The following is a 24,670-nucleotide window of genomic DNA, read 5'->3' on the forward strand; positions in this document are numbered from 1 at the left end:
GCCCCACTATGAACGGTCTACCGGAAGTCGGTCGCGTGGTCGGTGGCCCATTGCGCGAATGTCCGCGCGGGTCGGCCGGTCAGACGCGGGACGATGTCTGCCCACTCCTGGTTCGTCGGGGCGGGGGCACGCGCGGATTCCGCCCACATGGCGAAGATCCAGTCGACGAACGCCTCCGGATAGCCGTTGCTGATCCACTCGGCTCGGGCGTGGGCCGGATCGAGTTCGTCGAATCGCACCGTGGCACCGATCGCAGTGCCGATCGCGTCGACCTGCGAGACGGTGGTGAGCGCCTCGGGGCCGGCAAAGGTGTAGGTCCGGCCGGTGTGGCCGTCCTCGACGAGCACCCTCGCGGCGACCGCGGCGATGTCCGCCTCATGGGTGGGCTGGGTCACCGCAGCCCCGTACGGCCGGCGGACCACCCGACCTTCCTTGATGGTTGGAGCCCAGTCCAGCCAGTTCGCGGCGAGCTCTCCAGGTCGCACATGCGTCCACTCCAGACCGGAATCCTCGACCGCACGCTCGACCGCCAGGTATCCGTCCTCACTGTCATCGGTGTCGGCCAGCGCCCCGGACAGCACGACGATGCGCCGCACGCTGGCCCGCTTCGCAGCAGCAACAACATCACGCGCTGTCCGTCCGACCGGGAACAGGTACATCCGCTCCACGCCGTTCAACGACGGCTCCAGGGACGGCGGGTCCGTCAGATCGCCGCCGACGACCTCCACCCCGTCCGGAAGGCTCGACGCCGACGGCGTCCGCGTCAGTGCGCGGACCCGATGACCGGTCTTCACCAGTTCGGCGACGACGTGTCGGCCCACCATGCCGGTGGCACCCGTGACCAGAATCGTCATCGTGTCACCTCCGGCCGGAAGTCGGCGGCGTGATCGTTGGCCCACCGGGCGAACGTGCGCGGTGGTCGCTCCGTCACCCGCAGGTAGGTGTCCGTCGGCGGCAACGCTCCCGTCCCGTCGATCGCGTCGGCGAGCAGCGCAATCATCCAGTCGACGGTCTCCTCATCGAAGCCGTCGCGCAGCCATTGCCTGCGCGCCTCGGCCGGATCGAGCTCCTCGAATCGCACCTGCACGCCGATGGCGGCGCCGATCGCGGTGACCTGCTCCGCCTGCGAGACCTTCACCGGGCCGGTGACGGTGTACGCGGCACCGACATGGTCGTCGGTCAGCAAGGCCGCGACCGCCACATCGGCGACGTCGGCCTCGTGGACCACCGGATAGCCAGCGGACGCGTACGGCCCGCGCACCACCCGTCCGGCCCGGATCTGGTCGGCCCACTGCAGAGCGTTGGCGGCCAACAGGCCCGGCCGCACATGGGTCCATTCAGCGCCGGAGGCCTCCACCAGCAGTTCCAACCCGCGGTGCGCTTCCCGCTCTTCGGTCAGGTGCCGGCCGAGGGCGCCGTCGCCTCCGGTTCCGGCTGGGAACCCGGCCGCCGCTGCGGAGTGCACGACGAACCGGGTGACGCCGGCCTTGACCGCCTCATCGACGAACCCATGGTCGGGCGCGGCGTACACGAAGGGGAACAGGTACACCGACTGCACTCCGTCCAGCGCCGCCGGCCAGGTGTCGGGACGTTCGAAGTCTCCCTGGACTACCTCGGCGCTGTCCGGCAGCCGGCTTGTCTGCGGCCGGCGGGTCATCGCCCGCACCGGTTGCCCGGCCCGGACCAGTTGGGCCACCACCTGGCGACCCACGTTTCCGGTCGCTCCGGTTACTAGGATTGTCACGTTGCTCCTTCTCGAATACCTGGAGTGGGGCAATAGACCGCCGCCGCGAATCCACGGCCAATGGCGCGGCGGCGGTCACCACGCAGGCTAGGCGGAGATTTCAAAAGTCGCACATCGTACATATGTACGACATGCACGGCCACCGCACCCGGTTGCGTCGGTCTTCCGGCTGGCGCGGGTACCCCTACGCACGGCGTTGCTCAGCCGGTGCCCTGCACAAGCAACGCGGCGTCTGGAGGGCGGCGGCAGTAGCGGCCGAAGGCTGGCCATCGTCCGTTAGGCGGCGCTGTCCTGGCGTCGTGGCGTCTTCGGTTTCGCCCGGAAGTGGACCTGCTCACCCTGCTGGCCGAACAGGCTGAGGAACTCGGCCCCTGCACCCTCGAGCGTCCCGAACCAGTGAGGAGTACGGGTGTCGAACTCGGCGGCCTCGCCGGGAAGGAGGATGAGGTCGTGACTGCCGAGCATGAGGCGTAAGCGCCCGTTAAGGACGTAGAGCCACTCGTAACCCTCATGCGTGCGGAGGTCCGGTGTGTCCGATCCGCCTGCCCCGAGGACAATCTTGAACGCCTGGATGCCACCCGGCCGGCGTGTGAGCGGGAGCAGGGTCGCCCCGTCGCGCCTGACCGGACGCAGGTTGATCCGCGGGTCGCCGCTCACGGGGGCATTGACGAGGTCGTCCAACGTGACTTGGTAGATCTTCGCGAGCGGGAGCAGCAGTTCGAGGCTGGCACGTCGTTGGCCCGATTCCAGCCGCGACAGGGTGCTCTTCGAGATGCCGGTTCTCTCGGCCACGTCGGTGAGGGTGAGGCGGTGGCTGCGCCGCAGCTGTTGCAGCCGGGGGCCGGCGGCGGCGATGGCCTCTTCCATGTCATCGGACATCCCCCGATGTTGCCATAACTGGGAAGGAAGTTGTCGCTCTGCCGGTCGCGGCGCACTGTCGTGCCCGGAGGTGATCGCCGTGAAGAACCACGGAGAACGGGCCGCGCGAGCGGTTGATGTTGTGATCATCGGTGGTGGTGCCGCCGGCCTGAGCGGAGCGTTGATTCTCGCCCGCTCCCTGCGCTCGGTTGTCGTCATCGACGCAGGTCAGCCGCGCAACGCCCCTGCGGCCGGAGTGCACGGACTGCTCGCCAGGGAGGGCACCGCGCCCGGCGAGTTGCTGGCGGCGGGCCGCGACGAGGTCCGCGGCTACGGCGGGGAGATTCTCACCGGAGAGGTCAGTGGCGCCCGTCGTGACGACGACAGGTTCGCCGTCACCCTCGCCGACGGAACGCAGTTGCATGCCCGTCGTCTGCTGGTCGCGACCGGCCTGGTCGACGTGCTGCCCGACGTGGCCGGGCTGGCACCGCAATGGGGGCACGACGTCGTGCACTGCCCCTATTGCCACGGCTACGAGGTACGCGGACGGGCCATCGGAATCCTGGCCACCGGCGCGCCGTCGGTGCACCACGCCCTGTTGTTCCGCCAGCTCAGCGACAACCTGGTCTACTTCACCCACCGCAGCGAACTCACCGAGGAGCAGCAGGAGCAGTTCGCTGCCCTCGGCATTGACGTGGTGACCGGGGAGGTGGCGGCCGCCGAGGCCGTCGATGGGGATCTGACCGGGCTGCGGATGGCCGACGGCCGTGTGGTACCGCGAGAGGTCATCGCGGTCGCGACCCGGATGGAAGCGCGCGCCGGCTTCCTCAGCGAACTCGGACTGCGCGCCGTGGAACACCCCAGCGGTATGGGGCACCATCTGCCCGCCGACCAGTTCGGCCGCAGCCCGGTGCCCGGAGTGTGGCTGGCCGGAAACGTCACCGACCTGACCGCTCAGGTCGGAGCGGCCGCGGCCGCCGGAGCGACCGCCGGTCAACACCTCAACGCCGACCTCGTCGCGGAGGACACCCGCACGGCGGTCGAGCGCCACCGCCACGTGAGTGCAGGTGCCTCGTGACCAGCACGACCCGAAGCTGACCGAAGGTCGGCACCACTGTCCGACCCGAAGCCGGGGTTGGCCCAGCGCGCGGCCGGCGGCCTCGCCGCGCCGCGCAGGGCCAATCTTCGGCGGGCACCACAAGGAAGGAACCATGGCCAACACGAACCCCACTGAGGTCGCCGAGGCGCCGCAGGTGCCGGTGACACGGCACCTTGGCTGGGCGCTCGCGCTCATCTCGGTCACCCAGCTGCTGATCGTGCTGGACGGCTCGATCGTCACCATCGCGCTGCCCTTCATCGGCGCGGACCTCGACATGTCCGGCGCCAGTCTCACCTGGCTCACCATCGGCTACGCGCTGTTCTTCGGTGGGCTGCTCCTGCTCGGTGGCCGGCTCGGTGACATGTTCGGCTATCGGCGGATGCTCGTCACCGGCATGGTGGGCTTCGCTGTCGCATCGGTGCTCGGCGGTCTCGCCGCGAACGGACCACTCCTGCTCGCCGTGCGTATCCTGCAGGGAAGCAGCGCCGCGCTCATCGCCCCCGCCGCCCTGGCCCTGGTCACCACCACCTTCCCGCTGGGTGCGGCGCGCAACCGCGCCTTCGGCGTCTACGCCGCGATGTCCGGCGCCGGCGCCGGGATCGGCCTGATCATCGGCGGCTGGCTGACCAGCGTGGACAGCTTCGTGGGAATCGAGCTGGACGGCTGGCGCCTGACCTTCTTGCTGAACGTCCCGATCGCGCTGGCAATCGCCGTGTTGGCCCCGAAGCTGCTGCATGAGTCGCCCCGCCAGCGCGGGCTCGTCGACGTTCCGGGAACCGTCACCGGTTCGCTGGGCATCGTCGGTCTGGTCTACGGGCTCACCAGGCCCGGTGAGGGGCATGGCTGGGACGACCCGGCGACGATAGGGACCCTGGCCGTCAGCGTGGCCATGCTCGTCATCTTCGTGCTGATCGAGCGGCGCGCAGCCCATCCGCTGTTGCCTCTGCGGATCTTCCCCAACCGGGTCCGGGCCGGTGGCTACCTGGCCCTGACGCTGGCCATGGCTTCGATGTTCGCCATGTTCTACTTCCTGACCCTGTTCGTTCAGCAGATCCTCGGCTACTCGCCGCTGCGGACCGGCATTGCCTTTCTGCCGTTCGCGCTCGGGATCGTGGTGACGGCGACCGTGGCGGGCAGGGCGATGACGCGGATCCAGCCGCGGATCATCGCCGGCATCGGCAGCCTGCTAGCTGCCTTCTCGATGGCGATGTTCTCACGGCTTTCGGTGGAGGACAGCCCGGTCGCCGCGGCGCTGGCCGCCACCGGCGGCACCACGGTCGGCGGGAATGTCAGCTACTGGGGCCAGGTGTTCCCGTACCTGATCACCATGGCCGTGGGCATGGGAATGGTGCTGGCCGGCCTCACCCCGGCCTCGCTCTACCGGTTGGCACCGCAGGACACTGGCGTCGGCTCCGGCCTGTTCAACGCCGCCCAGCAACTCGGTGGATCAGTCGGCCTCGCCGTACTCAGCAGCGTGTCCCTGTACTTCGCCGGGCAGCGCACCGAGCAGGTGCTCGGCCCGATCACCACAGCACTTCCTGGCAACCCCGACGCCGTGGGGCGGGCACTGTTGCAGGCGACCTTCACCGAAGGAGTCACCCACGCCTTCCTGGTCGGCTCGATCCTCCTGCTGATCGCGTCGCTGATCGTCTGGACGACCACCCGCGTCCAGCCGAATGACGCAGGCACCAACGACCAAGGCATGGGCTGAATCTGCACCGACGCTCCGGGAGGACCCCGGGGGCGTCGAACATCCGAGCGGATTCGGAGTGCGTATTTCCGGCTGAAGGTGCTGTGGTCACGGCTTCTGCACCTGCGTTCGAGCGCGGCGGCGTTGGCGGCGGCGTCCGGTGCCCTTCTTGTAGCGGAGCGACACTCGCGTCTGGTTCGACTGGACCCCTAGACGGGAGCGCCGTTATGGGAGCAAACGTTGAGGGCTGCTGAGGCACTACCGCCGCGCCGGATGTCTCGTGCCGATCCCGTCCGCTCACGTGGGCTTGTTCGCAGCCTGCGCGTATGGGGTGTTAGCTTACGGCTCCCTTGATCAGGAAGAGTGAGACTTAAGAATGCATGACTCCCAGGCCGCCCTCGGTCCCTCTGCTAGTTCGAGACTTCGGCGTCGGTGGATCGGCCTGGCGGCGGCGTCGGTTGTCCTGCTCGCTCTGGTGGGTGGCGCCGCGGTGTACTGGCAGCTAGCCGACCGTGGGGATGAAGACCCGGGAGTGACGGGATGCCGGTCGGCGGGGATGTTGGTTCGCGCCGAGCAGGGGGAGATAGCGCCCGCTGACGAGCTGCGGCGGATGGGTGAGCTGTTCCAACGGTCGGCTTACGAGGACCTGAAGTCTGCGGGCGTGACAGCGGTGGGAATGGTGCAGCGTGTGCAAGATCCTCGCAGTGCGGGTCCGGGAGGGGACTTCCTGCGTTCCCGGTTGGGTCAAGCCATTCCGGCGATGATCGCTGCCTGCGGGAACCACCAGGTCACCGTCAAGGCATAGCGCGGGCGTCCGCGACGCCGCCGGCGTTCGGCTGTGGCAACTCGCTATAGCTGAGTCGTTAGCTTCGCCGACCGGGACGCCCAAGATCGGACGGCCAGGGCTCGTTGTCGAGGAGGCGTTCGGCGGCGGTCGCGCTGCTTGGCCAGAGGGACGGACGTGGCCTCTCGTGCGGCGGGGGCAGGAGCCGTCGAGTCGGTATCAATTGCATGCGGTGACGGCCACGTCCCCCGCGGAGTGGTGTAGAGCCGTGAGTCTCTGCTCGCCCGTTCAGTCTCGGGGTCGAGTTGGGGTTTTGCCGGGCATGAGGTGGAGGGTGTTGGTTGCGGCGTTGGTGACTTCATGCCATCGCGGGTGGGTGAAGTAGTCGTCGTCGGGGGCGGTGGGTCCGAGTTCGTCGAGGATGGCCGTCAAGGGTTCGAGTGTTGCGCGGATCGCGTTGGCCTCGCTGGTGCTGGCGAGGATGGTGCCGATGTCGTCGCGGGGATGACGCTGGTCCCAGAAGGTGTCGTCGATGAGCCAGTGGACGGCTTCGGTCAGGCCGGGCCAGGGGATGGGCTCATGTGGGCGCAGCGCCGCGAGGATGGACAGGGCGTTGATGATGTCGGCCCTGCGGTCGGGCCAGGCGATGGTGGTCATGCTGCTGCCAGTTCGGTCGTTGCGATGGTGAGGGCGGGCGTGGCGATCAGTGCCATGGTGCCTTCGGCAAGGTAGCGGTGGTCGCCGGTCTGCCATCCGTCGTGTGTCGCACCGAAGAGGTCCCTGGTTCGGATACCAGCATCACCCACTCTCAGTTCCGCGAGTCAGAGGCCGTTTTTCGAGTTCGGGAGGCGGCCTTTCTGGTTGCGTACAGCAGTTTCTGTACGTCTTCAAGGCGGCCCTGAACGGGCCGCACGCGCCGCCGCCTGGGCACGCGTCCGTTGCTCCGCTGCCGCTCCACCGCCAGCAGGCGCTAAGCTCGTCCGCCCTGCCTCAACCGCATTCCTCAGGTTAGACGTGTGAGCCTTCCGTGGTGGCTCGGACGATCTGCACGGCGGCCTGGGCGGGAGTCAGGTTCGTAGTGTCGACGACCTCGGCCTCGGCATGTAGCCACGTGCGGGCCGCCTCGGCGTAGGGCTTGAGGTACTTGAGGCGGAACGGGGAGGGGACGGGGTGTTCCCCCTCGATACGCCCGCGGAGGGTGGCTTCGTCAGCGTGGAGAACGAAGTGCCGTACCGGGATGGCATGGTGGTCAAGGCCTGTGCTGATTTCGCGCCAGTATTGCTCGACCAGGACGGTCATGGGCATCACCAGAGTGCCGCCGGTGTAGTCGAGCACGCGGCGGGCGGTCTCGACGACGAGTTGCCGCCATGGCGGCCAGTGCTGGAAGTTGTCCGTGGCGGGTAGCCCGGGTGTGATGTCCATGAGTGTTTCGCCGACCTTCTCGGCGTCGAACACCCGTGAATCCGGTATCAGATGCTGCACGAGCGCGCTGGTCGTCGTCTTGCCCACGCCGTGGGTGCCGTTGAGCCATACGATCACGGGACACGGTAACGCGCTTGAGCAACCGGATAACGTGCACAGGACTTGTGAGCGAGACGTCAGGCATCAAGGTGGCAAGAGCCGGCAGCTCGCCTCCGCATCCCTCGGCGGAGACCCTGGAGATGGCGTCAAGATCAGGCCGCCTCCAGGCTGTCTGAGGTCAACTAGCAGTGACCACCGATGACCGTCTATGACCTCTTAAGCCCAGGTCGTAGGGCGTCTCGTCCAGTTTGATCGACTACGCCCATCACCGAGATCAATACAACGCCAAGTGATGACGCTTACTCCTGCGGCGGGTGAGTGAGCCCAGGCCAGGGGTTGCCCGCTGAGGGCGGCGTCGGCAAGGCGGTGGGCGCTGGCGGTCTTGAGTGCCGCTCGTGAGCTGTCGATCCAGCGCTGCACGGTGTCGACGCCCTGGTGGCGGTACTCGACGGCTTGGACGAGGCATTCCAGCTTGTCGGCGTCACGGGCGACAATGTCCGGGCGGCGCGTTTGAGGACGCCAGCCTCGAAGATGACGTTCATCGCTTGAGTCGCGGCGGGATTGTCGAGAGCGAGACCGCGTCGTGCGGCCAGCAATGCCCAGATGTTGTGGATGTTGAGGTCGACGAAGGGGTGCCCTGGATCGAGGCGATGGACCAGGTGTTGCTCGCTCGCAGGCGTCGTCGGGGTGCCGCGTCCCGGATTCGGCGGTGTCACGTTCGCTGTGTCTGAGGGTTCATCTCTGTGAGCCTTGGCGATGGGATGGTGTGACCGATGGACGAGAATGACTGGTTGGCCGCGCGCTTCGAGCAGCACCGACCCCGGCTACGGGCGGTGGCTTATCGAATGCTCGGTTCGCTGGCTGACGCGGACGACGCTGTTCAGGATGCCTGGCTACGGCTGAGCCGGTCCGACGCGAATCAGATCGACAACCTCGGAGGATGGTTGACCACTGTCGTCGCCCGGGAGTGCCTGCACATGTTGCGCTCTCGCCGACGCCGTCGGGAGGATCCGTTCGCCACGCACCTGCCCGACCTGGTTGTCATCCCGGACGGGGACCTCGACCCCGAGCAGGAGGCGTTGCTGGCCGACTCGGTGAGCTTGGCCCTGCTCGTCGTGCTCGACCAGCTCACTCCTGCTGAGCGGTTGGCGTTCGTGCTGCACGACATGTTCGACCTGCCCTTCGAGGAGATCGCCGGCATCGCGGGCCGCACCCCGGCCGCCGCGCGACAACTCGCCAGCCGGGCACGGCGCCGGCTGCACGGTGCCGAGATTCCTTCACCCGATCCGGATCTAGCGCGCCAGCGGCAGGTCGTCCGTGCCTTCTACGCGGCTGCGTGGACCGGTGACTTCGACGCCCTCGTGCAGGTCCTCGACCCCGACGTCGTCCTGCACACCGACTTCGGCACCGCCAGGCCGGCGACCGTCGTTCGCGGCGCGGCGGCCGTGGCCAAGCAGGCGCGCGCCCCACGCGGTGGCCAGCTGCGCCCCGCCCTGGTCAACGGCGCGATCGGAACGTTGATCAGCCGCGACGGGCAGCTGTTTTCTGTCATGGCCTTCACTGTCGCGGCCGAAAAGATCGTCAGGATCGACGTTGTCCGCGACCCCGACCGCGTCCACCGCCTCGCGTCCGCCCTCCTGAACCAGGCGGAGCGAACAGTGGGGTGAATGCCGAGCACCACTTCCACGAGCTGTGGGTCTGATGCCGCGTGACCGGACGGCGCAGCATCAGGCCAGGGACTCGAGATACTTCTGGGTTTCCCGCTTCTTGAAGTACTGCGCCCAGCCCGCCGGTTGCGCGTTGAACCCAGGTTCGCGGGCGGTGTGGTCGGCACCGTGCTCGACCAGCAGGCGCGCGATCGACAGCTCACCCGCTGCCGCCGCATGGTGCAAGGCGGTGGCGCCGGCGGCGGTGACACCGTTGACGCCGAAGCCAAGCTCGATGAGCAGCCGGACCGTTGGCCAGTTGCGCGCCTCGGCCATCCGCGTAACCAGGTCTGCATGCCGATCGCACAGCCCAGGGTCGGCGGACAGCATCGACCGCATCGTCGCTTCGTCGGCGGCCTCGGCGGCTTCTTCAAACTGCACTGTGTCCTCCTCACGGGTGTGCACTCGTGCTTATGAGCCCAGACGACGAGCCGATGTGACAGGGCGAGGTACTCGAACGCACGGTCATTTACACGACTGGCCTGACGAAGACCGCCTGGCCTGTGGGGCCATCTGTGAGTGGACGTGGCTCGGTCGCGCCTGGTAGGCAGGCGGACGTGCGAATCGTCTCCCTGCTGCCGGCGGCCACGGACATCGTGGCCATGCTCGGCCTGACCGGGCACCTGGTCGGCCGTACCCACGAGTGTGACTGGCCGCCGGGGGCTCTGGCCGACATCCCGGCGGTGACCGCGACGTCCCTGCCGGAGACCTTGACGAGCCGGGAGATCTCGGCGGCGATCGCCGGTGACGCGCACCGGGGATCGTCGTTGTACCAGCTCGACGTCGCCATGCTGGAGGGGCTGAAGCCGGATCTGATCCTGACCCAGGATCTGTGCGACGTGTGTGCGGTCTCCTACCAGCGGGTCAACGACGCGGTTGGTCTGATCGATCTCGACACCAGGGTGATGTCCCTGGAGGCGAGGACCATCGACGGGATCCTGGGCACTGTCGATGCCGTGGCCGCGCTGACCGGCACCGAAGGCAGGGCGGCGGAGATCCGAGCCGACGCCGAGCGTCGCCTCGCCGCGTTGCCGGGGCCGGTGCCCGGCGCGCCGACGGTGCTGTTCGTCGAGTGGCTCGACCCGTTGATGCCTGGCGGGCACTGGGTTCCGGAGCAGATCACCCATGCGGGTGGGCGGTCGCTGCTGCTCGGGCCGGGTGCGCACAGCATCCCGCACCTGTGGTCGGTGGTGGCGGACCTGGCACCCGAGGTGGTGGTGTTCGGGCCGTGCGGGTTCACGCCCGAGCGAACCGTCGACGAGTTGTCCGTGGCGACCGCGCAACCCGGTTGGGCGGACCTGCCCGCGGTGCGTCAGGGGCAGGTGTGGGTGGTCGACGGGCCTGCCTACTTCAACCGCCCCGGCCCGAGGGTCGTCGATGGCGCGGAGATCCTCGCCGGCATCCTCGCCGGACGTCCCGACGCCCGCGCTCGGCGGGTGCCCCTCGGCGTCGGTTGACGGTGCCGCGCCTGAGCGGCGGAGACGGACCTCCGACGCCGATCGCCAGTTGCCCCGGCATTCGCACCGCACCGCGGGTCAGGCGGGTGCCCTCGCTGCACCGGCGAGGTCGACGATCCGGTCGCTCCAGCGGTCCAGCAGGGTCTGGTCGTGGGTGATGACCAGGACACCGGCCTGCTGGGTTCGCTGGTAGTCGCGGATGACGGCGGCGACGTGCGCCTGGGTCGAGGCGTCGAGCATCGCGGTGGCCTCGTCGCAGAGCAGGTAGTCGGGGCGGTGGACGAGGGCCCGGGCGAGGCAGGCGCGTTGCAGTTGCCCGTCGGACACCGCGTGGGGACGACGGCTGCGCAGATCCGCGGTGAGGCCGACGAGGTCGGCGAGTTCGGCCACCCGTTCCCGGACCGCCGACTCGGGCGTCCGGGTGGCGCGCAGCGGTTCGGCGATCAGATCGGTGAGGCTCAGTCGAGGATCGGCGGCGGCGCGCGGGCTCTGGAAGAGGGCGGCGACGCGGGTCCGAAGGGCGACCGGCACGGCGTAGCGGACAGCGTCGACAGCGGTGCCGTCGATGCTGACCCGGCCCCGATCGGGGCGGTGCAGCAGGGCCAGGACCCGGACCAGTGTCGACTTGCCGCAGCCGGACGGCCCGCGCAGTCCGACCGTCTCTCCCCGGCCGATCCGCAGTGTGACGCCGTCGAGGACGACCTGGCGGCCGTACCCGACGCTCACCTCGTCGGCGAGCAGGTGTTGGGCGCTGGTCACGTGGTGGCTCCGGTGGGGATCGGGTGGTGGCAGGCCACCGTGCCGCCACCGGGGACCGGTGTCGACAGTGGTCGGTCCGCGCAGGTGTCGGTGCGGCGTGGGCAGCGGGGCGCGAACGCGCACCCGGGGGGCAGCGCGGTGAGCATCGGCGGGTCGCCCGGCACCGGTCGGAAGGCCCGGTCCGGCAGGGCGTCGAGCAGCGCCGCGGCGTACGGGTGGGCCGGCGCGGTGAAGAGCTGGTCGGTGTCGCGGTGTTCCACGATGCGACTGGCGTACATCACGGCGACGGTGTCGGCGACCCGGCGGGCGGCGGCCAGGTCGTGTGTGATGAGCACGACGGCCGCGCCGTTGTCGCAGCGACGGCGCAGCAGGTCGAGGGTGTGGTCGACCAGCGGCCGGTCCAGCCCGGTGGTGGGCTCGTCGGCGATGAGCAGCGACGGGTCGGGTGCCAGCGCGAGCGCGGTGACCAGACGCTGTGCCATGCCACCGGACAGCTCGTGCGGGTAGCGGTCCAGGTCCGCCGGGTCGAGCCCGACATCGACAGCGAGTTGGTCGGCGTCGGCGCGGTCGCGGCCGTGCGCCCGCAGCGTCTCGGCGAGCAGTCGCCGTCCGGTGCGGACCGGGTTCAGGGCGGTGGCCGGGCTCTGCGGGACCAACCCGACCCGGCGCCCGCGAACCCTGCGGGCCAGGTGCCGTTGGCCGCAGGTGACCAGGTCGATCGGGTCGGCGCCGGGGTGGTGCAGCACGGCGTGACCGGTGGTCGTGGCGTTGCCCGGCAGGAGGCCGAGCAGGGCGTGGGCCAGGACGGACTTGCCGCAGCCGGACTCGCCCACGATGGCCAGCAGCTCGCCGGCCCGCACGGTGAGGCTGAGATCGCTGACGGCGCGCACGCGCGCATCGCGGAGCCGGAACTCGACGCCGAGGCCGTCCACGGCGAGCAGCGGCCGAGTCACCACGGTGCGGGAAGGCACCGAAGCGGGAACGGTCTCGGTGGTGGTCACAGGTGCAGCTCCGCTCGGACCCGGGGATCGAGGCGGTCGCGCCAACGGGCGGCGAGGACCGCGATGGCGAGGGTGACGACGACGATGACCGCGCCCGGTGCCAGGCTGGCCCACCAGGCGCCGGTCAGCAGCGATCCCTGGCCGTCGTTGATCATGTTGCCCAGTGAGGCGAGGTGCGGCGGCAGGCCGAGGCCGAGGAACGACAGGGCGGTCTCGTGCCACACCGCGTGCGGGATCATCAGGGTGGTGGCCAGCGCCAGCCGGGGCAGGACGTGCGGCAGCAGGTGCCGGGTGAGGACCCGGAGTCGACCGGCTCCGCCGCTGATGGCGGCGTCGATGAACGGTCGGGTCCGGAGGCTCAACAACTCGGATCGGACGATGCGGGCGGTGGAGAGCCAGTGGGTGAGCCCGACGGAGGCGATCACGGCACCGAGGCTTGGACGCAGCATGGCGACGATGAAGATGCCCAGCAGCAGGTGCGGCATCGCGGCGATGGTGTCCACGATCCGCATCAGGATCCGGTCCACCCGGCCGCCGAGCGTGCCGGCGATCCCACCGACCACGCCGCCGAGGACTGTGGCGACGAGCGCGGCGACCGCGCCGACGAGCAGCGAGACCCGCAGCCCGTAGACCGCGCGGTGGGCCACGTCGCGGCCCAGGTCGTCGGTGCCGGCGAGGTGGGTCCAGGACGGCGCCAACCGGGTCTGGTCCAGCGCTACAGCGCTCTGGTCCAGCGGCCAGACCAGCGGAGCGAGCAGCGAGCCGGCGATGGCCACGAGCAGGACCAGGCCGGCCGCGAGGGCACCGGCGCGGCCGGGCCGCAGCCGCAGCCGTGACCGGGCCACCCGCAGCAGCGGCGGTCGGGCAGCGAGGTCAGCCATCGAGTCGTACCCTCGGGTCGGCGGCGGCGTAGGCGAGGTCGGTCGCGAGGTTCGCGGCCAGCACCACTGCCGTGGTGACCAGCGTGATCGCCGCCAGCAGCGGGAAGTCGCTGCCCAGCGCGGCGGCGACAGTGACGGCGCCGAGGCCCGGCAGCGAGAAGACCGTCTCGACCAGCACCGCCCCGCCGACCAGCTCGGGCAGGTGGGTGCCGACAAGGGTGAGGAACGGCAGCAGCGCGGTCCGCAGCGCGTGCCCGAACAGCACCGTCCGACCGGGCAACCCGCGTGCGCGCGCCGCGAGAACGTGGTCGTCGCGCATGCTCTCCGCCACCGCGTCCCTGACGAACAGCACGAACCACGGCGCCTGGGACACGGCCAGCACCCCGACCGGCAGGATCAGGTGGTGCGCCACATCGGACCAGGACGTGCTGGTCGCTGTGACGTCGGTGAGCCCGCCCGCCGGCAACCAGCCCAGGGCCAGCGCGAACACGGCGATCGCGGCCAGGCCCAGCCAGAACACCGGCATCGACTGCACCGCGTACGCCGCGGCCCGCAACGCGCGGTCGAACAACCCACCCCGACGGTACGCCGCCAGCGCGCCCAGCAGCAGGCTCGCGACCAGGACCAGGGTGAGGGCCACACCGATCAGGAGCAACGTCCAGCCGGCCCGGGCGGCGAGCACCGAGGCGACCGGCTCGTGGCGGCTGGTCGACCACCCCAGGTCGCCCTGGACCAGGTTGCTGATCCAGCGCAGGTACTGCACCGGCAGGGGGTCGTCGACGCCCCAGTTCGCGCGCAGCTGGGCCAGGTTCTCCTCGCTGGCGGTGAAGGCCGCCGCGCCCGCGTACTGCTTGGCGGGGTCGACAGGCGAGGCGGCACCGAGGGCGAACATCCCGACGCTGGTCGCGGCGAGCACCGGCACGGCGACCAGGAGCCGACGCCGGACCACCGCACCGGCCCCGGCCAGGCGACCGGAGCGGGTCACGACCGCGTCCAGGTGTCGATGTTCCACCAGAGGCTGTTCGCCACCCCGTGCTCGTGCGCCTCGACCCGAGGCGCCACGCCCCGCACCGAGGACTTCAGCACGTAGGTGTGCCGTAGGTAGGTGAGGAACAGCCACGGTACGTCGGCGGCCAACTGCTTCTGGAACTGCGCGTACGCGGCAGTGCGAAGGGCAGGGTCGATCTGGTCGCGACCCTCCTGCAGGGCCCGGTCGGTCACCTCGGAGCGGTACGAGCCGGGGTTGAAGTAGCCCTGCCCCGCGAACGACGAGCCGAACAGCTTGTACGAGACGAAGTCCGGGTCGTACGGGGTGCCGTAGCCCATCAGCAGGGCGTCGGACTTCATCCGGGGGTCGATGGCGTCCCAGGTCAGCCCCGCCGGGGTGACAGCGATGCCGACCTTCTTCGCGTCGGCGGTGACGGCGAGGGCCAGGTCCTTGCGCAGCGTGTCGCTCGCCGGGTACATCAGCGTGAACCGGGCCGGTCGGCCGTCCTTGACGCGTACTCCGCCGGGGCCGAGGGCCCAGCCGGCCGCGTCGAGCAGCGCTCCCGCCGCCGTCGGGTCGGCGGTCGGCTTGCCGATGATCGACGGGTCGGCGAACTCGGAGGTCGGCGGAATCGGCCCGAACGCCGGTTCGCCGGCGCCACCGAGGAGCCCGGTCACCATCGCGGCCCGGTCGACGGCCAGGTTGAGCGCCCGGCGGACCGCCGGGTCGGCGAGGACGGCGTTGCCCGTCGGCAGCATCACGCCGCGGTAGTCGGCGGTCGGCACCCGCTGCACCCGGTACGTGGCGTCGGCGTCGAAACCGGAGGCCAGCTTCGGCGGCAACTCGGCGGCGTCGAACTCGCCGGCCCGCATCCGCTGGGCGCGGACGTTGTCGTCGGCGACGAACGCGACCACCACCCGGTTGTTCTTCGGCCGACCACCGAAGTAGCGCTCGTTGGCGGTGAGCACCAGTCGGTCGCCCGGCGTCCAGGAGTCGACCCGGTACGGCCCGGTCCCGATCGGCTTGCGGTTGAACCCGGCGGTGTTGATGTCCTGGCCGCTGAGCAGCTTCGCCGGCACGATGCCGAGGGTGAGCCGCTGCAGGAACGGCGCGTACGGGTAGCGCAGCCGGAACACCACAGTGGCCGCGTCGGGCGCGGTCACCGACTCGACCATGTCCAGGTCGGAGCGGAGCGTCGAGTCGACAGTCGGATCGAGCACGGCCTGGTACGTGAAGACGACGTCCTGGGCGGTCAGCGCGGTGCCGTCGTGGAACTGCACGCCGTCGCGGAGCTTCGCGGTCACTGTGCGCCCGTCGGGGGACAGCTCCGGCAACGCCGTGGCCAGACCGGCGACGAGGCGGTTGTCGGCGTCCCGGCTGACGAGGCCGTCGAAGATCAGCGAGGCGCCGTCGACGCCGTAGTTGAGCACCGGGTTCAACGCGTCCGGCTCGTCGGAGGTGGCGACGACAAGCGTCGCACCGCCGGCTGAGCCGTCGGGGTCGGCCGGGGCCGAGCACCCGACGAGGACGAGCATCCCCGCCGCCGCGGTCGACGCCACGAGGCGTCGGAAGGTCGGACGCATCCGGGTCACAGAGGGCTCCTGTGGTGTGGGGAGGATCGTTGATCGGGTGGGCGCAGCGCCGCAACCGTTGATCAACACGGTGGCACAGTTGCAAGTCTTTGGCAATTACCAGAGCTATGCATCATGTGGTTGATCAGGAGTCGTCCCTCGGTGGTGACGGTCACCGGTGACCGGCTAGGGTTCCGTGATGTTCCGCGCCGTCGTGTTGATCGCTGCTGTGGTGCTCGCCGCGGATCAGCTCACCAAGTACTGGGCCGAGTCCGCGCTCTCCGGCGGGCAGACCATCACCGTCGTCGGCGACCTGCTGCAACTGCGGCTCTTGTACAACCCGGGCGCCGCCTTCTCGATCGGCTCCGCGTACACCTGGATCTTCGCGGTGTTCGCGGCGGCGGCGGTGGTCGCGGTGACTGTCGTCGCGTGGCGGGTCACGTCGCGCGCCTGGGCGGTGGCGTTGGGCCTGGTGCTCGGCGGCGCGACGACGCACCTGCTGGACCGCCTCTTCCGGGAGCCGGGGTTCGCTCGCGGGCACGTGGTGGACTTCATCGACTACGCCGGGTTCTTCGTCGGCAACGTCGCCGACATCGCCCTGGTGGTCGGCGTGGGCATCGTCATGCTGCTCAACGTGCGCGGCGTTCCGCTGCGCGCGACGGCTAGCGAGCCCCGCAGCGACGAGCAGGTGCCGTCGTCAGGCTCCTGAGCCGCCCGGCGGGCTGATCAGGACGACCTCCAGCCGGCGTGGACCGTGCACTCCCTCGACGCGGTTGAGCTCGATGTCGCTGGTGGCGGACGGGCCGGAGATCCAGGTCAGCGGGGCGCGCGGGTCCAGTCGGGTGAGCGCCTCCGGCAGCAGACCGACGACCTGGTCGGTGCGCACGACGCAGATGTGCCGATCGGGCACCAGGGTGAGCGCGCGCCGCCCCTGCGCCGGGCCGGCGTCCAGGATGATGGTGCCGGTGTCGGCGACCACGACGGCGCAGCCGGTCAGGACCGCGTCCAACTCGTCGAGCGCGGCCGGTGACAGCGGGGGAGCGTCGCGGTGCAGCTCTCCGGCGTAGCCGGCCAGCCAGTCGGCGGGGACGTCGGTGGGGACGGCGAGCCGGTCGACCCCATCGAGCAGTCGGGGGAGGGCGTCGATGCCACTGTGGACGATGGCCCGGTAATCCTCCAGGCGATCGACAAGGGTTTCGATCACGTCGGAGCGGTCGTCGACCCGGCGGTACCCGCGGGGCACCTGCACCGGCGGCGGGCTGTCGGCCAGCGCCGTCCGGAGCCGCGCCAGGATCTCGTCACGTGCGCTCACTGCTTACCCCACCATTCTCGGAAGGTCTGCGGCGCGGGCAGCGGCAGGTCGCGCGACCGGGTCCACGCCGAGGCGGGCCAGGGCAGTCGCCGCAGCGTCCGAGCGCCGGTGCGCCGCTCACGGTACGCCCCGAGCGGCCCCGCGCCGGCCCGGGCCAGGCGCAGGGCGGCGGCCCACCGTCGAGGGCTGCGCATCGCCCAGGACAGGACGCGCATGGTGGCCCGTTCGACCGGTGGGTGCGGTGCCTGCTGGCGGAGATGGACCAGGATCTCCGGAATATTGATCTTCACGGGGCACACGTCGTAGCAGGCGCCGCAGAGGGTCGACGCGTACGGCAACGAGGCGTTGTCGGCCACGCCGGTCAGCTGCGGCGACAGGATCGCCCCGATCGGCCCCGGGTACACCGAGCCGTACGCGTGCCCGCCGGCCCGTTCGTACACCGGGCAGACGTTGAGGCACGCGGAGCAGCGGATGCACGACAACGCCGGCCGCCCGACCGGGTCGGCGAGCACCGCGGACCGGCCGTTGTCGACGAGCACGATGTGCACGTCCTGCGGGCCGTCGCCGGGGGTGACGCCGGTCCACATCGAGGTGTACGGGTTCATCCGCTCGCCGGTCGAGGATCGCGGCAGCAGTTGCAGGAAGACTTCCAGGTCGGTGAAGGTCGGCAGCAGCTTCTCGACGCCGACGACGCTGATCAGCGTCTCGGGGAGGGTGAGGCACATCCGGCCGTTGCCCTCGGACTCCACCACCACGAGCGTGCCGGTGTCGGCGACGGCGAAGTTGGCGCCGGAGACGGCGACCCGGGCCGAGAGGAAACGCCGTCGCAGGTGGGCGCGGGCCGCCTCGGCCAGCGCGGCCGGTTCGTCGCTCAGGTCGGCCGGCGCGTCGGCCATGCGACGCTGGAAGATCTCCCGGATCTGGGCCCGGTTGTAGTGGATCGCCGGCACCAGGATGTGCGAGGGGGTGTCGTCGCCGAGCTGCACGATCAGTTCCGCCAGGTCGGTCTCGTACGCGGCGATCCCGGCGGCCTCCAGCGCCTCGTTGAGCTCGATCTCCTGGGTCGCCATCGACTTGACCTTCACGACCTCGTCGGCCCCGGTGGCCCGGGTCAACGCGACGACGATCCGGCACGCCTCGGCCGCGTCGCGGGCCCAGTGCACTGTGGCGCCGGCAGTGGTGGCGGACGCCTCGAACTGCTCCAGCAGCTCCGGCAGGCGACGTTGGACGTCCGCCTTGATCGCCGAGCCGGCGTCGCGCAGGGCCTCCCAGTCGGGTACCTCGTCGACGACGCGTGCTCGCTTGGCCCGGATGGTGCGGGTGGCCCGGTGCAGGTTGGCCCGGAGTTGCGTGTCGGCGACGGCCGGCTTGGCGGCGGTGGGGAACGGCAGCGGCGTGCGGATCCGCCCGCCCCCGGTGGCGGGTGCGACCGGTGGGTTCATGAGGTGGCTCCCGTCTCGGCGAGAATCTCGGCGTAGTGCACGGCCCGTACGCCCGAGCGGTGGCGGTCGAGGCCCCCGCCGATGTGCGCCAGGCAGGAGTTGTCGGCGGCGGCGAGCACCCGTGCGCCGGTGTCGCGGACCCGGGCGCACTTGTCGGTGAGCATCGCGGTGGAGACGTCCGGGTTCTTCAGGGCGAAGGTGCCGCCGAAACCACAGCACTCCTCGGCGTCGCCCAGCTCGACCAGCTTGATCCCGCGGACCTGACGCAGCAGGGTCAGCGGCCGGTCGCCGAGGCGCAGCATGCGCAGGCCGTGGCAGGTCGGGTGGTAGGTGACAGTCTCCGGGAACTCGGCGCCGACGTCGGTGACGCCGAGAACGTCGACGAGCAACTCGGACAGCTCGTACGTGCGGGCGGCCACCGAGGTGGCGGGCGGGTGCAGGTGCGGGTACTGGTCGCGGATCATCGCGGTGCACGAGCCGGATGGCGCGACGATGGCGTCGTAGGAGTCGAAGACGTCGACGTAGTTGCGCACCATCGACATGGCCTCGGCCCGGTAGCCCGTGTTCGCGTGCATCTGCCCGCAGCAGGTCTGGTCGGCGGGGAAGTCGACGGTGTGGCCGAGTCGCCGCAGGATGCGGGTGACAGCGATGCCGGTGGCCGGGAACGCGAGGTCGTTGACGCAGGTGATGAAGAGGGCGATCCGCATGGCGGCTCCTCGGAGGTGTGGGGGTGGGTCACGCCGAGTCGCGCGGTGTTCCGGGGGTGGCGAGCTGGTCGAAGGCGGGCAGGTGACGCTCCCGGGCGGCGCTGAGGTGGGCGCGCATCGCCTCGGTGGCGGCTGCCGCGTCGCCGGCGACGATGGCGGCGGCGATGCGCTGGTGCTCGGTGTTGGTGTCCGGTGCGCCGGCGACCGGGAAGTAGAGGCGGTGCAGGTGCAGGTGTGAGTGCAGCCGGGTGATGGTGTCCCGCAGCAGCGGGCTGCCGGAGACTTCGGCGATCAGGTCGTGGAACTTCGCGTCCAGCGCGGTGAAGGCGGCGTGTCGGCGATAGCCGTCGCCGGCCTCCACGTCGATGCTCGCCGCCGCCTCGACGCTGATCCGTTGGCGGGCTTCGGCGGAGGCGTGCGTGGCGGCGCGTCCGGCGGTGGCGCCCTCCAGCAGTTGACGGACGTCGAACAGGTCGTCGAACTCGGCGCGACTGAGCAGCGGCGTGGTGGTGTAGCCGGAGAGTGGGCGTTTACGGACCAGGCCGTCGGCCTCCAGCCGGGCGAGGGCCTCGCGGACCGGGGTGGGGGAGACGTCCAGCTCCCGGGCCAGCGCGTCGATGTTGACCCGCTCGCCGGGGGGAAGGATGTGGTCCATCACCAGCGTCTTTATCGACTCGTAGACGTCCTCGGTGAGGGTGAGTCGACGGGCGGGACGGAGTCGACCCTCGCGAGGTTCCTGCTGGGCCATCTCGTCTCCTCAGCCACCCCTTGACTGTGCCGGTGTGAGCGAGTACACACTAGCAAGGCAACATCCTATAGGAAATAGGGGCTTTGCGTCCTATGCACTGGAGGTCGGGTTCGTGAGATTCATGCGCGTCGGGCCGGTGGGGCGGGAACGCCCCGTGCTGTACGTCGACGGTCGGCACTTCGACCTCTCGTCACTCACCGCCGACATCGACGGCGAGTTCCTCGCCAGCGACGGCGTCCGGCGGGTCCGCGAGGCCACCGACCTGCCCGAGATCGACGTCACCGGTCAGCGGGTCGGCGCACCGATCGCCCGGCCCGGGGTGGTGCTCTGCGTGGGGCAGAACTACGCCGCGCACGCCGCCGAGTCGGGCGCCGCGCCACCGACCGACCCGATCATCTTCTACAAGGCGCCCAACACCGTCGTCGGCCCGTACGACGAGGTCCTGATCCCGCGCGGATCGACGAAGACCGACTGGGAGGTGGAGCTGGCGGTGGTGATCGGCCGACCGGCCCGCTACCTCGCCTCACCGGCCGAAGCCCTCGGGCACATCGCCGGGTACGTGCTCTCCAACGACGTCTCCGAACGGGACTTCCAACTCGCCGTCTCCGGCGGCCAGTGGTCGAAGGGCAAGTCCTGCGAGACGTTCCAACCGTTCGGCCCATGGCTGGTCACCGCCGACGAGATCGGCGACCCGCAGGCGCTGCGGCTGCGCTCCTGGGTCAACGGCGAGCCCCGCCAGGACTCCAGCACCAAAGACATGATCTTCGACGTGGCGTACCTGGTCTGGCACCTGTCCCAGTTCACCGTCCTGGACCCGGGCGACGTCATCAACACCGGCACCCCGCAGGGAGTGGCGCTCTCCGGCCGGTTCCCGTACCTGGCCGCGGGCGACGTGATGGAGGTCGAGATCGACGGCCTCGGCCGGCAGCGCAACACGCTCCGGGACGCCTGATGCGGTGTGACGGTCTCGTGGCGGTGGTGACCGGAGGCGGATCGGGGATCGGTCTTGCCTGCGTGCGGGCGTTCGCCGCCGCCGGCGCCCGGGTGGGTGTCCTGGACCTGGAACTGTCCGGCCTGCCGGAGGATCCCGGCGTACTCGGCGTTCGGGCGGACGTGGCCGACCGGTCCTCCCTCAGCGCGGCCGTCGCCTCGGTCGCGGCAGCGTTCGGCGGCATCGACATCCTGGTGAACAACGCCGCCATCTCGGCCGTGGGCACTGTGGAGGAGGACGACGACGAGCAGTGGAGCCGGGTCCTCGACGTCAATGTCTCCGGCGTGGCCCGAACCAGCGCCGTCGCCCTGCCGTACCTGCGCCGGTCGTCGTCAGCGGCGATCGTCAACATCTCCTCGATCGCGGCGACAGTCGGCCTGCCCCGACGCACCCTGTACTCGGCGTCGAAGGGTGCCGTGCACGCCCTCACCCTCGCCATGGCAGCCGACCTGGTGACGGAGGGCGTCCGGGTCAACTGTGTCGCCCCCGGCACCGTCGACACGCCCTGGGTGGCCCGCCTGCTCGCCGGCGCGGCCGACCCGACGGCCGAGAAGCGGCAGTTGGCCGCCCGCCAGCCGACCGGCCGCCTGGTGACCGCCGACGAGGTGGCCGCCGCCGTCGTCTACCTCGCCTCGCCCGTGACCAGGTCGGTGACCGGTACCTCGCTGGCCGTCGACGGCGGCATGTCCGGCCTGCGCCTGCCCGCCCCGGTGCCGCCCGCGGCCGGTACTGCCGAACCGGGCGCGTGACATGATTGCGCCATGGGGAAACAGCAGGACGTCGGCGAGGCCGACCGTCACAGCGGGTCCGGCACCACCGCCCACCGTCCGATCGGTGGCAGCGCTGACGCTCGGCTCGCCCTCGCTCAGGACCCCACAACGCCACAAATGACCCTCATCGACCTGGCGTCCGACCCGTCGGAGCTGGTCCGCAAGGCGGTCGCCTCCCGGGCCGACGCACCAGCGCAGGCCCTGCGGCCGCTCACCCGCGACCATGATCGTCAGGTCCGGGAGGCCGTGGCGCGGAACCCCTCCACCTCGATCGCCAACCTCATGCGCCTGGTGAAGGACGCCGACCGCTGGGTCCGCTGGGCGGTCGCCGGCAACCCGGCCTGTGACGAGTCGATCCGCCAGGTCATGTCGCAGACCTCGGACAAGGAGCTTCGCGGTCTCCTCGCGGAGAGCCGTGAGCTGGAGCCGGAGCTGGCCGCCAAGCTGATCGACGACGTGTCACCCGAGGTACGGGAACGACTCGCCACGCACACCCACGACCCCGACGTGATCACCGCTTTGCTGGCAGATCGCACCGCACGCGTACGCAAGGGGGTTGCCCGCAACCCGCGGACCACCGCCGAACAACGCAGCGTGCTCGCCGCGGACCCCGTGGTCGACGTCCGTGCCGCGCTGGTGCGGGCCGTCGAGCTGAGCGAGAAGGATCTGGCCCGCCTGGTCGACGACCGTTCGGTGCAGGTCCGACTGGCGATGGCGACGTCCGAGTTCGTTCCGCCGCACATCCGGCAGGCGCTCGCTCGCGACGCCGACGAGATGGTGGCCAGCGCGGCACGGGACTACCGCCCCGGCGCCGGCAACGCCTCCGCCGTGCGGGCGCCCCGCATCGCGCACCGGCCCTCCGCCGGCGCGGGCCGATCGGGTGGCGGCACCGCCCAGTAGCACCCACGCTCCGCCGAGCATGATCCCAGCACCGCTCACCAACTCGATTCAGGCCCGAGTGATGAGTTGTCGCGGCCCCGCCCGTCATACCTACGACAGGACATGACGAGGCGGAAGGATGACGTGATGAGTGCGAACACGCGGCTGGAGGAGCTGGGCGTGAGCGGTCTGAGCGAGGTCGACGAGCCGGCGTTCTCGGGGCTGGCGCAGCGGCACCGGCGGGAACTGCACGTGCACTGCTACCGGATGCTCGGGTCGTTCGAGGACGCCGAGGACACCGTGCAGGAGACGTTCCTGCGTGCCTGGCGGCGGCGGGAGACGTTCGAGGGGCGGTCGACGTTCCGGGCCTGGCTGTACCGGATCGCCACCAACGCCTGCCTCGATCTGCTCGCCAGGCGCCGCCCGGAGCCGGCGACCGGCGGCGAGGTGCTGTGGTTGCAGCCCTACCCGGACCGGCTGCTCGACGAGCTGCCAGCGGGCGACGCGGACGAGCCGGAGACCGTCGCCGTCGCGCGAGAGACGATCGAGCTGGCGTACCTGGTAGCGGTCCAGCATCTCGCGCCGCGTCCGCGGGCCGTGCTGATCCTGCGGGACGTGCTCGGCTGGCCGGCGAAGGACGTCGCGGAGCTGCTCGGAGACTCGGTCAACTCGGTCAACAGCGCCCTGCAGCGGGCGCGCGCCGGGATGCGGGAGCACCTGCCCTCCGAGCGGCAGGACTGGACCGGCGGCGAGGAGGACGCCGGCACGCGCGAGCTGGTGCGCCGCTTCACCGACGCCAGCGTCGCCACGAACGTCGAGGTGCTCGCCGGCCTGCTGCGGGACGACGTCCGCTGCTCGATGCCGCCCACGCCGGGCCTCCACGTCGGCCGCGACGCCGTGGTGAACAGCTGGGTCGAGGACGGCTTCGATGGCATGACGGGCCTGCGCGCGGTCCCCACCTCGGTGAACCGCCAGCCCGCCGTCGCCTTCTACCACTGGCGCAAGCAGGAGGGCGCGTACCTGCCGCTGACGATCGACGTCCTGCGCGTCACCGGCGGCAGAATCACCGAGATATTCACCTTCCACGACGACCAGTTCCCGCGGCTCGGGCTGCCGGAGCGCCTGCCGGCGGACGGCACGGAGTAGTCCGGTGTGGACGCTCACGCTGCGCCGTGGCGCGCGTGCCGCCGTGGTGACGGCGGAGTGTCACACACCAGTCGACACATCCGGTACGTCAGCCTCCAGACGAGGGAGACGACATGAACAGCACGAGGGACACCGAGCTCGTCGCCGGCCCGGCATCGGGCCGACCCAGTCACATCCACCGAATCCGCGGGCTCGCCGGCACCGGCGTGACTGCCATGCTCGCGGCGATGGCGGGCACCACCCTCGCCGCCGCGCTGGCCCGGTCCGCTGGCGTCGACTTCGAGATCCCCGATGGTGGCGAGACGATTCCGCTGTCCGGTGTCACGGTGGTGACCGGCTTCTTCTCGTTCGTGGGCGTCGTCATCGCCGCGGCCCTGCGGCGGTGGAGTGCCCGGCCCGCCGACCGGTTCGGGTGGACGGCGCTGGCGCTGACAGCGCTCTCGCTGGTCCCGCCCCTCATCTCCGGGGCGAACGCGGCCACCATCACCGCCCTCCTCGGGCTGCACCTCGTCGCCGCGGCGGTGATGATCCCCGTCCTGGCACGGAGCCTCCGTGCCCGGACCGACTGATGCGGTACAACTCGGGTACGCAGGATGGCCGTTAAGTATTCACATGT

At 70.5% G+C, this 24,670-nt stretch carries 25 protein-coding genes and 1 pseudogene; 10 read left to right on the forward strand and 16 right to left on the reverse strand.

All coding sequences use genetic code 11. The features are described from left to right. Nucleotides 1-17 precede the first annotated feature (17 nt). From OG992_RS01315 to OG992_RS01325, 3 genes are all read right to left on the reverse strand, one after another. The gene (locus tag OG992_RS01315; protein WP_266302041.1) at nucleotides 18-854 is read right to left on the reverse strand and encodes an NAD(P)H-binding protein; all 837 of its coding nucleotides are present in this window, start codon (nucleotides 852-854) and stop codon (nucleotides 18-20) included. After that, nucleotides 851-1,744, reverse strand: coding sequence for an NAD(P)H-binding protein (locus tag OG992_RS01320; protein WP_266302042.1), 894 nt, complete (start codon nucleotides 1,742-1,744; stop codon nucleotides 851-853). The genes OG992_RS01315 and OG992_RS01320 overlap by 4 nt, the downstream gene beginning before the upstream one ends. A 276-nt stretch (nucleotides 1,745-2,020) precedes the next feature. Beyond that, complete coding sequence (locus OG992_RS01325; RefSeq protein ID WP_266302043.1) at nucleotides 2,021-2,623, reverse strand: helix-turn-helix domain-containing protein; 603 nt, start codon at nucleotides 2,621-2,623, stop codon at nucleotides 2,021-2,023. Nucleotides 2,624-2,702: 79 nt separating this feature from the next. Here OG992_RS01325 and OG992_RS01330 point away from each other — a divergent pair, with 79 nt between their 5' ends. Together OG992_RS01330 and OG992_RS01335 are read left to right on the forward strand one after the other, a co-directional pair. Next, a complete protein-coding gene (locus OG992_RS01330; RefSeq protein WP_266302044.1) occupies nucleotides 2,703-3,680 on the forward strand; it encodes an NAD(P)/FAD-dependent oxidoreductase in 978 nt (325 codons plus the stop codon). A 133-nt stretch (nucleotides 3,681-3,813) separates the two neighbouring features. Then, complete coding sequence (locus OG992_RS01335) at nucleotides 3,814-5,412, forward strand: MFS transporter (RefSeq protein WP_266302045.1); 1,599 nt, start codon at nucleotides 3,814-3,816, stop codon at nucleotides 5,410-5,412. A 1,051-nt stretch (nucleotides 5,413-6,463) separates the two neighbouring features. Here OG992_RS01335 and OG992_RS01340 read toward each other — a convergent pair. The 3 genes and pseudogenes from OG992_RS01340 to OG992_RS01350 all read right to left on the reverse strand — a co-directional run. Continuing rightward, on the reverse strand, nucleotides 6,464-6,832 hold the full coding sequence (locus OG992_RS01340) for a hypothetical protein (RefSeq protein ID WP_238683978.1): 369 nt from the start codon (nucleotides 6,830-6,832) through the stop codon (nucleotides 6,464-6,466). Nucleotides 6,833-7,183: 351 nt separating this feature from the next. Beyond that, on the reverse strand, nucleotides 7,184-7,714 hold the full coding sequence (locus OG992_RS01345; RefSeq protein WP_238683977.1) for an AAA family ATPase: 531 nt from the start codon (nucleotides 7,712-7,714) through the stop codon (nucleotides 7,184-7,186). 536 nt (nucleotides 7,715-8,250) lie between these two features. Beyond that, nucleotides 8,251-8,361 (reverse strand): annotated as a pseudogene (locus tag OG992_RS01350) (transcriptional regulator); the annotation flags it as partial. A gap of 108 nt (nucleotides 8,362-8,469) precedes the next feature. Here OG992_RS01350 and OG992_RS01355 point away from each other — a divergent pair. Next, nucleotides 8,470-9,363: a sigma-70 family RNA polymerase sigma factor gene (locus OG992_RS01355; protein ID WP_266302046.1), complete on the forward strand. Its 894-nt coding sequence runs from the start codon at nucleotides 8,470-8,472 to the stop codon at nucleotides 9,361-9,363. A 60-nt stretch (nucleotides 9,364-9,423) separates the two neighbouring features. On the opposite strand, the gene OG992_RS01360 is transcribed toward OG992_RS01355, so the two are convergent. Continuing rightward, entirely contained in the window at nucleotides 9,424-9,783 is a 360-nt protein-coding gene (locus OG992_RS01360; protein WP_266302047.1) for an ankyrin repeat domain-containing protein, read from the reverse strand. 176 nt (nucleotides 9,784-9,959) lie between these two features. On the opposite strand from OG992_RS01360, the gene OG992_RS01365 reads away from it, so the two are divergent. After that, nucleotides 9,960-10,859 carry an ABC transporter substrate-binding protein gene (locus OG992_RS01365; protein WP_266302048.1) on the forward strand — a complete coding sequence of 300 codons (900 nt, stop codon included), beginning with the start codon at nucleotides 9,960-9,962 and terminating at the stop codon, nucleotides 10,857-10,859. A 78-nt stretch (nucleotides 10,860-10,937) separates the two neighbouring features. Here OG992_RS01365 and OG992_RS01370 read toward each other — a convergent pair whose 3' ends face one another. The 5 genes from OG992_RS01370 to OG992_RS01390 are packed head-to-tail and all read right to left on the reverse strand — an operon-like array spanning nucleotide 10,938 to nucleotide 16,071. Further along, the gene (locus tag OG992_RS01370; RefSeq protein WP_266302049.1) at nucleotides 10,938-11,618 is read right to left on the reverse strand and encodes an ABC transporter ATP-binding protein; all 681 of its coding nucleotides are present in this window, start codon (nucleotides 11,616-11,618) and stop codon (nucleotides 10,938-10,940) included. Then, nucleotides 11,615-12,619, reverse strand: a complete 1,005-nt coding sequence (locus OG992_RS01375) for an ABC transporter ATP-binding protein (RefSeq protein WP_266302050.1) — start codon at nucleotides 12,617-12,619, stop codon at nucleotides 11,615-11,617. Before OG992_RS01375 ends, OG992_RS01370 begins: the two co-directional genes overlap by 4 nt. Continuing rightward, the gene (locus tag OG992_RS01380) at nucleotides 12,616-13,500 is read right to left on the reverse strand and encodes an ABC transporter permease (RefSeq protein WP_238683971.1); all 885 of its coding nucleotides are present in this window, start codon (nucleotides 13,498-13,500) and stop codon (nucleotides 12,616-12,618) included. Before OG992_RS01380 ends, OG992_RS01375 begins: the two co-directional genes overlap by 4 nt. Then, nucleotides 13,493-14,512 (reverse strand): ABC transporter permease, encoded by a 1,020-nt coding sequence (locus tag OG992_RS01385; protein WP_266302051.1) that lies wholly within the window; start codon nucleotides 14,510-14,512, stop codon nucleotides 13,493-13,495. The genes OG992_RS01380 and OG992_RS01385 overlap by 8 nt, the downstream gene beginning before the upstream one ends. Further along, entirely contained in the window at nucleotides 14,482-16,071 is a 1,590-nt protein-coding gene (locus OG992_RS01390) for an ABC transporter substrate-binding protein (protein ID WP_266305129.1), read from the reverse strand. Before OG992_RS01390 ends, OG992_RS01385 begins: the two co-directional genes overlap by 31 nt. 187 nt (nucleotides 16,072-16,258) lie before the next feature. On the opposite strand from OG992_RS01390, the gene OG992_RS01395 reads away from it, so the two are divergent. After that, entirely contained in the window at nucleotides 16,259-16,768 is a 510-nt protein-coding gene (locus OG992_RS01395) for a signal peptidase II (protein ID WP_266302052.1), read from the forward strand. On the opposite strand, the gene OG992_RS01400 is transcribed toward OG992_RS01395, so the two are convergent. From OG992_RS01400 to OG992_RS01415, 4 genes are read right to left on the reverse strand one after another with little or no spacing between them, the layout of a single operon-like run. Continuing rightward, on the reverse strand, nucleotides 16,757-17,371 hold the full coding sequence (locus OG992_RS01400) for an LUD domain-containing protein (RefSeq protein WP_266302053.1): 615 nt from the start codon (nucleotides 17,369-17,371) through the stop codon (nucleotides 16,757-16,759). The genes OG992_RS01395 and OG992_RS01400 overlap by 12 nt on opposite strands. Next, nucleotides 17,368-18,813: a LutB/LldF family L-lactate oxidation iron-sulfur protein gene (locus tag OG992_RS01405; protein ID WP_238683967.1), complete on the reverse strand. Its 1,446-nt coding sequence runs from the start codon at nucleotides 18,811-18,813 to the stop codon at nucleotides 17,368-17,370. Before OG992_RS01405 ends, OG992_RS01400 begins: the two co-directional genes overlap by 4 nt. Beyond that, nucleotides 18,810-19,520: a (Fe-S)-binding protein gene (locus OG992_RS01410; RefSeq protein ID WP_266302054.1), complete on the reverse strand. Its 711-nt coding sequence runs from the start codon at nucleotides 19,518-19,520 to the stop codon at nucleotides 18,810-18,812. The genes OG992_RS01405 and OG992_RS01410 overlap by 4 nt, the downstream gene beginning before the upstream one ends. A gap of 28 nt (nucleotides 19,521-19,548) precedes the next feature. After that, a complete protein-coding gene (locus OG992_RS01415; RefSeq protein ID WP_238683966.1) occupies nucleotides 19,549-20,268 on the reverse strand; it encodes a GntR family transcriptional regulator in 720 nt (239 codons plus the stop codon). Between the two features lie 112 nt (nucleotides 20,269-20,380). Here OG992_RS01415 and OG992_RS01420 point away from each other — a divergent pair, with 112 nt between their 5' ends. The 5 genes from OG992_RS01420 (at nucleotide 20,381) to OG992_RS01440 (ending at nucleotide 24,623) form a co-directional block, all read left to right on the forward strand. After that, nucleotides 20,381-21,220, forward strand: a complete 840-nt coding sequence (locus OG992_RS01420; RefSeq protein ID WP_266302055.1) for a fumarylacetoacetate hydrolase family protein — start codon at nucleotides 20,381-20,383, stop codon at nucleotides 21,218-21,220. 26 nt (nucleotides 21,221-21,246) lie between these two features. Next, on the forward strand, nucleotides 21,247-22,008 hold the full coding sequence (locus tag OG992_RS01425; RefSeq protein WP_323181762.1) for an SDR family oxidoreductase: 762 nt from the start codon (nucleotides 21,247-21,249) through the stop codon (nucleotides 22,006-22,008). 12 nt (nucleotides 22,009-22,020) lie between these two features. Next, a complete protein-coding gene (locus OG992_RS01430) occupies nucleotides 22,021-22,929 on the forward strand; it encodes a hypothetical protein (RefSeq protein ID WP_266302057.1) in 909 nt (302 codons plus the stop codon). Nucleotides 22,930-23,055: 126 nt separating this feature from the next. After that, the gene (locus OG992_RS01435; RefSeq protein WP_266302058.1) at nucleotides 23,056-24,054 is read left to right on the forward strand and encodes an RNA polymerase subunit sigma-70; all 999 of its coding nucleotides are present in this window, start codon (nucleotides 23,056-23,058) and stop codon (nucleotides 24,052-24,054) included. 113 nt (nucleotides 24,055-24,167) lie between these two features. Beyond that, nucleotides 24,168-24,623 carry a DUF6069 family protein gene (locus OG992_RS01440; RefSeq protein ID WP_266302059.1) on the forward strand — a complete coding sequence of 152 codons (456 nt, stop codon included), beginning with the start codon at nucleotides 24,168-24,170 and terminating at the stop codon, nucleotides 24,621-24,623. Nucleotides 24,624-24,670 lie beyond the last annotated feature (47 nt).

Source organism: Micromonospora sp. NBC_00362 (genome assembly GCF_026342155.1).
Lineage (GTDB): Bacteria > Actinomycetota > Actinomycetes > Mycobacteriales > Micromonosporaceae > Micromonospora > Micromonospora hortensis.

What these genes read in the sequence shown, in the direction of transcription:
- OG992_RS01440 (WP_266302059.1), top strand. Translation starts at nt 24,168, where the DNA reads ATGAACAGCACGAGGGACACCGAGCTCGTCGCCGGCCCGGCATCGGGC.
- OG992_RS01435 (WP_266302058.1), top strand. Translation starts at nt 23,056, where the DNA reads ATGAGTGCGAACACGCGGCTGGAGGAGCTGGGCGTGAGCGGTCTGAGC.
- OG992_RS01395 (WP_266302052.1), top strand. Translation starts at nt 16,259, where the DNA reads ATGTTCCGCGCCGTCGTGTTGATCGCTGCTGTGGTGCTCGCCGCGGAT.
- OG992_RS01390 (WP_266305129.1), bottom strand. Translation starts at nt 16,071, where the DNA reads ATGCGTCCGACCTTCCGACGCCTCGTGGCGTCGACCGCGGCGGCGGGG.
- OG992_RS01335 (WP_266302045.1), top strand. Translation starts at nt 3,814, where the DNA reads ATGGCCAACACGAACCCCACTGAGGTCGCCGAGGCGCCGCAGGTGCCG.
- OG992_RS01340 (WP_238683978.1), bottom strand. Translation starts at nt 6,832, where the DNA reads ATGACCACCATCGCCTGGCCCGACCGCAGGGCCGACATCATCAACGCC.
- OG992_RS01415 (WP_238683966.1), bottom strand. Translation starts at nt 20,268, where the DNA reads ATGGCCCAGCAGGAACCTCGCGAGGGTCGACTCCGTCCCGCCCGTCGA.
- OG992_RS01430 (WP_266302057.1), top strand. Translation starts at nt 22,021, where the DNA reads ATGGGGAAACAGCAGGACGTCGGCGAGGCCGACCGTCACAGCGGGTCC.
- OG992_RS01405 (WP_238683967.1), bottom strand. Translation starts at nt 18,813, where the DNA reads ATGAACCCACCGGTCGCACCCGCCACCGGGGGCGGGCGGATCCGCACG.
- OG992_RS01355 (WP_266302046.1), top strand. Translation starts at nt 8,470, where the DNA reads ATGGACGAGAATGACTGGTTGGCCGCGCGCTTCGAGCAGCACCGACCC.
- OG992_RS01325 (WP_266302043.1), bottom strand. Translation starts at nt 2,623, where the DNA reads ATGTCCGATGACATGGAAGAGGCCATCGCCGCCGCCGGCCCCCGGCTG.
- OG992_RS01380 (WP_238683971.1), bottom strand. Translation starts at nt 13,500, where the DNA reads ATGGCTGACCTCGCTGCCCGACCGCCGCTGCTGCGGGTGGCCCGGTCA.
- OG992_RS01315 (WP_266302041.1), bottom strand. Translation starts at nt 854, where the DNA reads ATGACGATTCTGGTCACGGGTGCCACCGGCATGGTGGGCCGACACGTC.
- OG992_RS01410 (WP_266302054.1), bottom strand. Translation starts at nt 19,520, where the DNA reads ATGCGGATCGCCCTCTTCATCACCTGCGTCAACGACCTCGCGTTCCCG.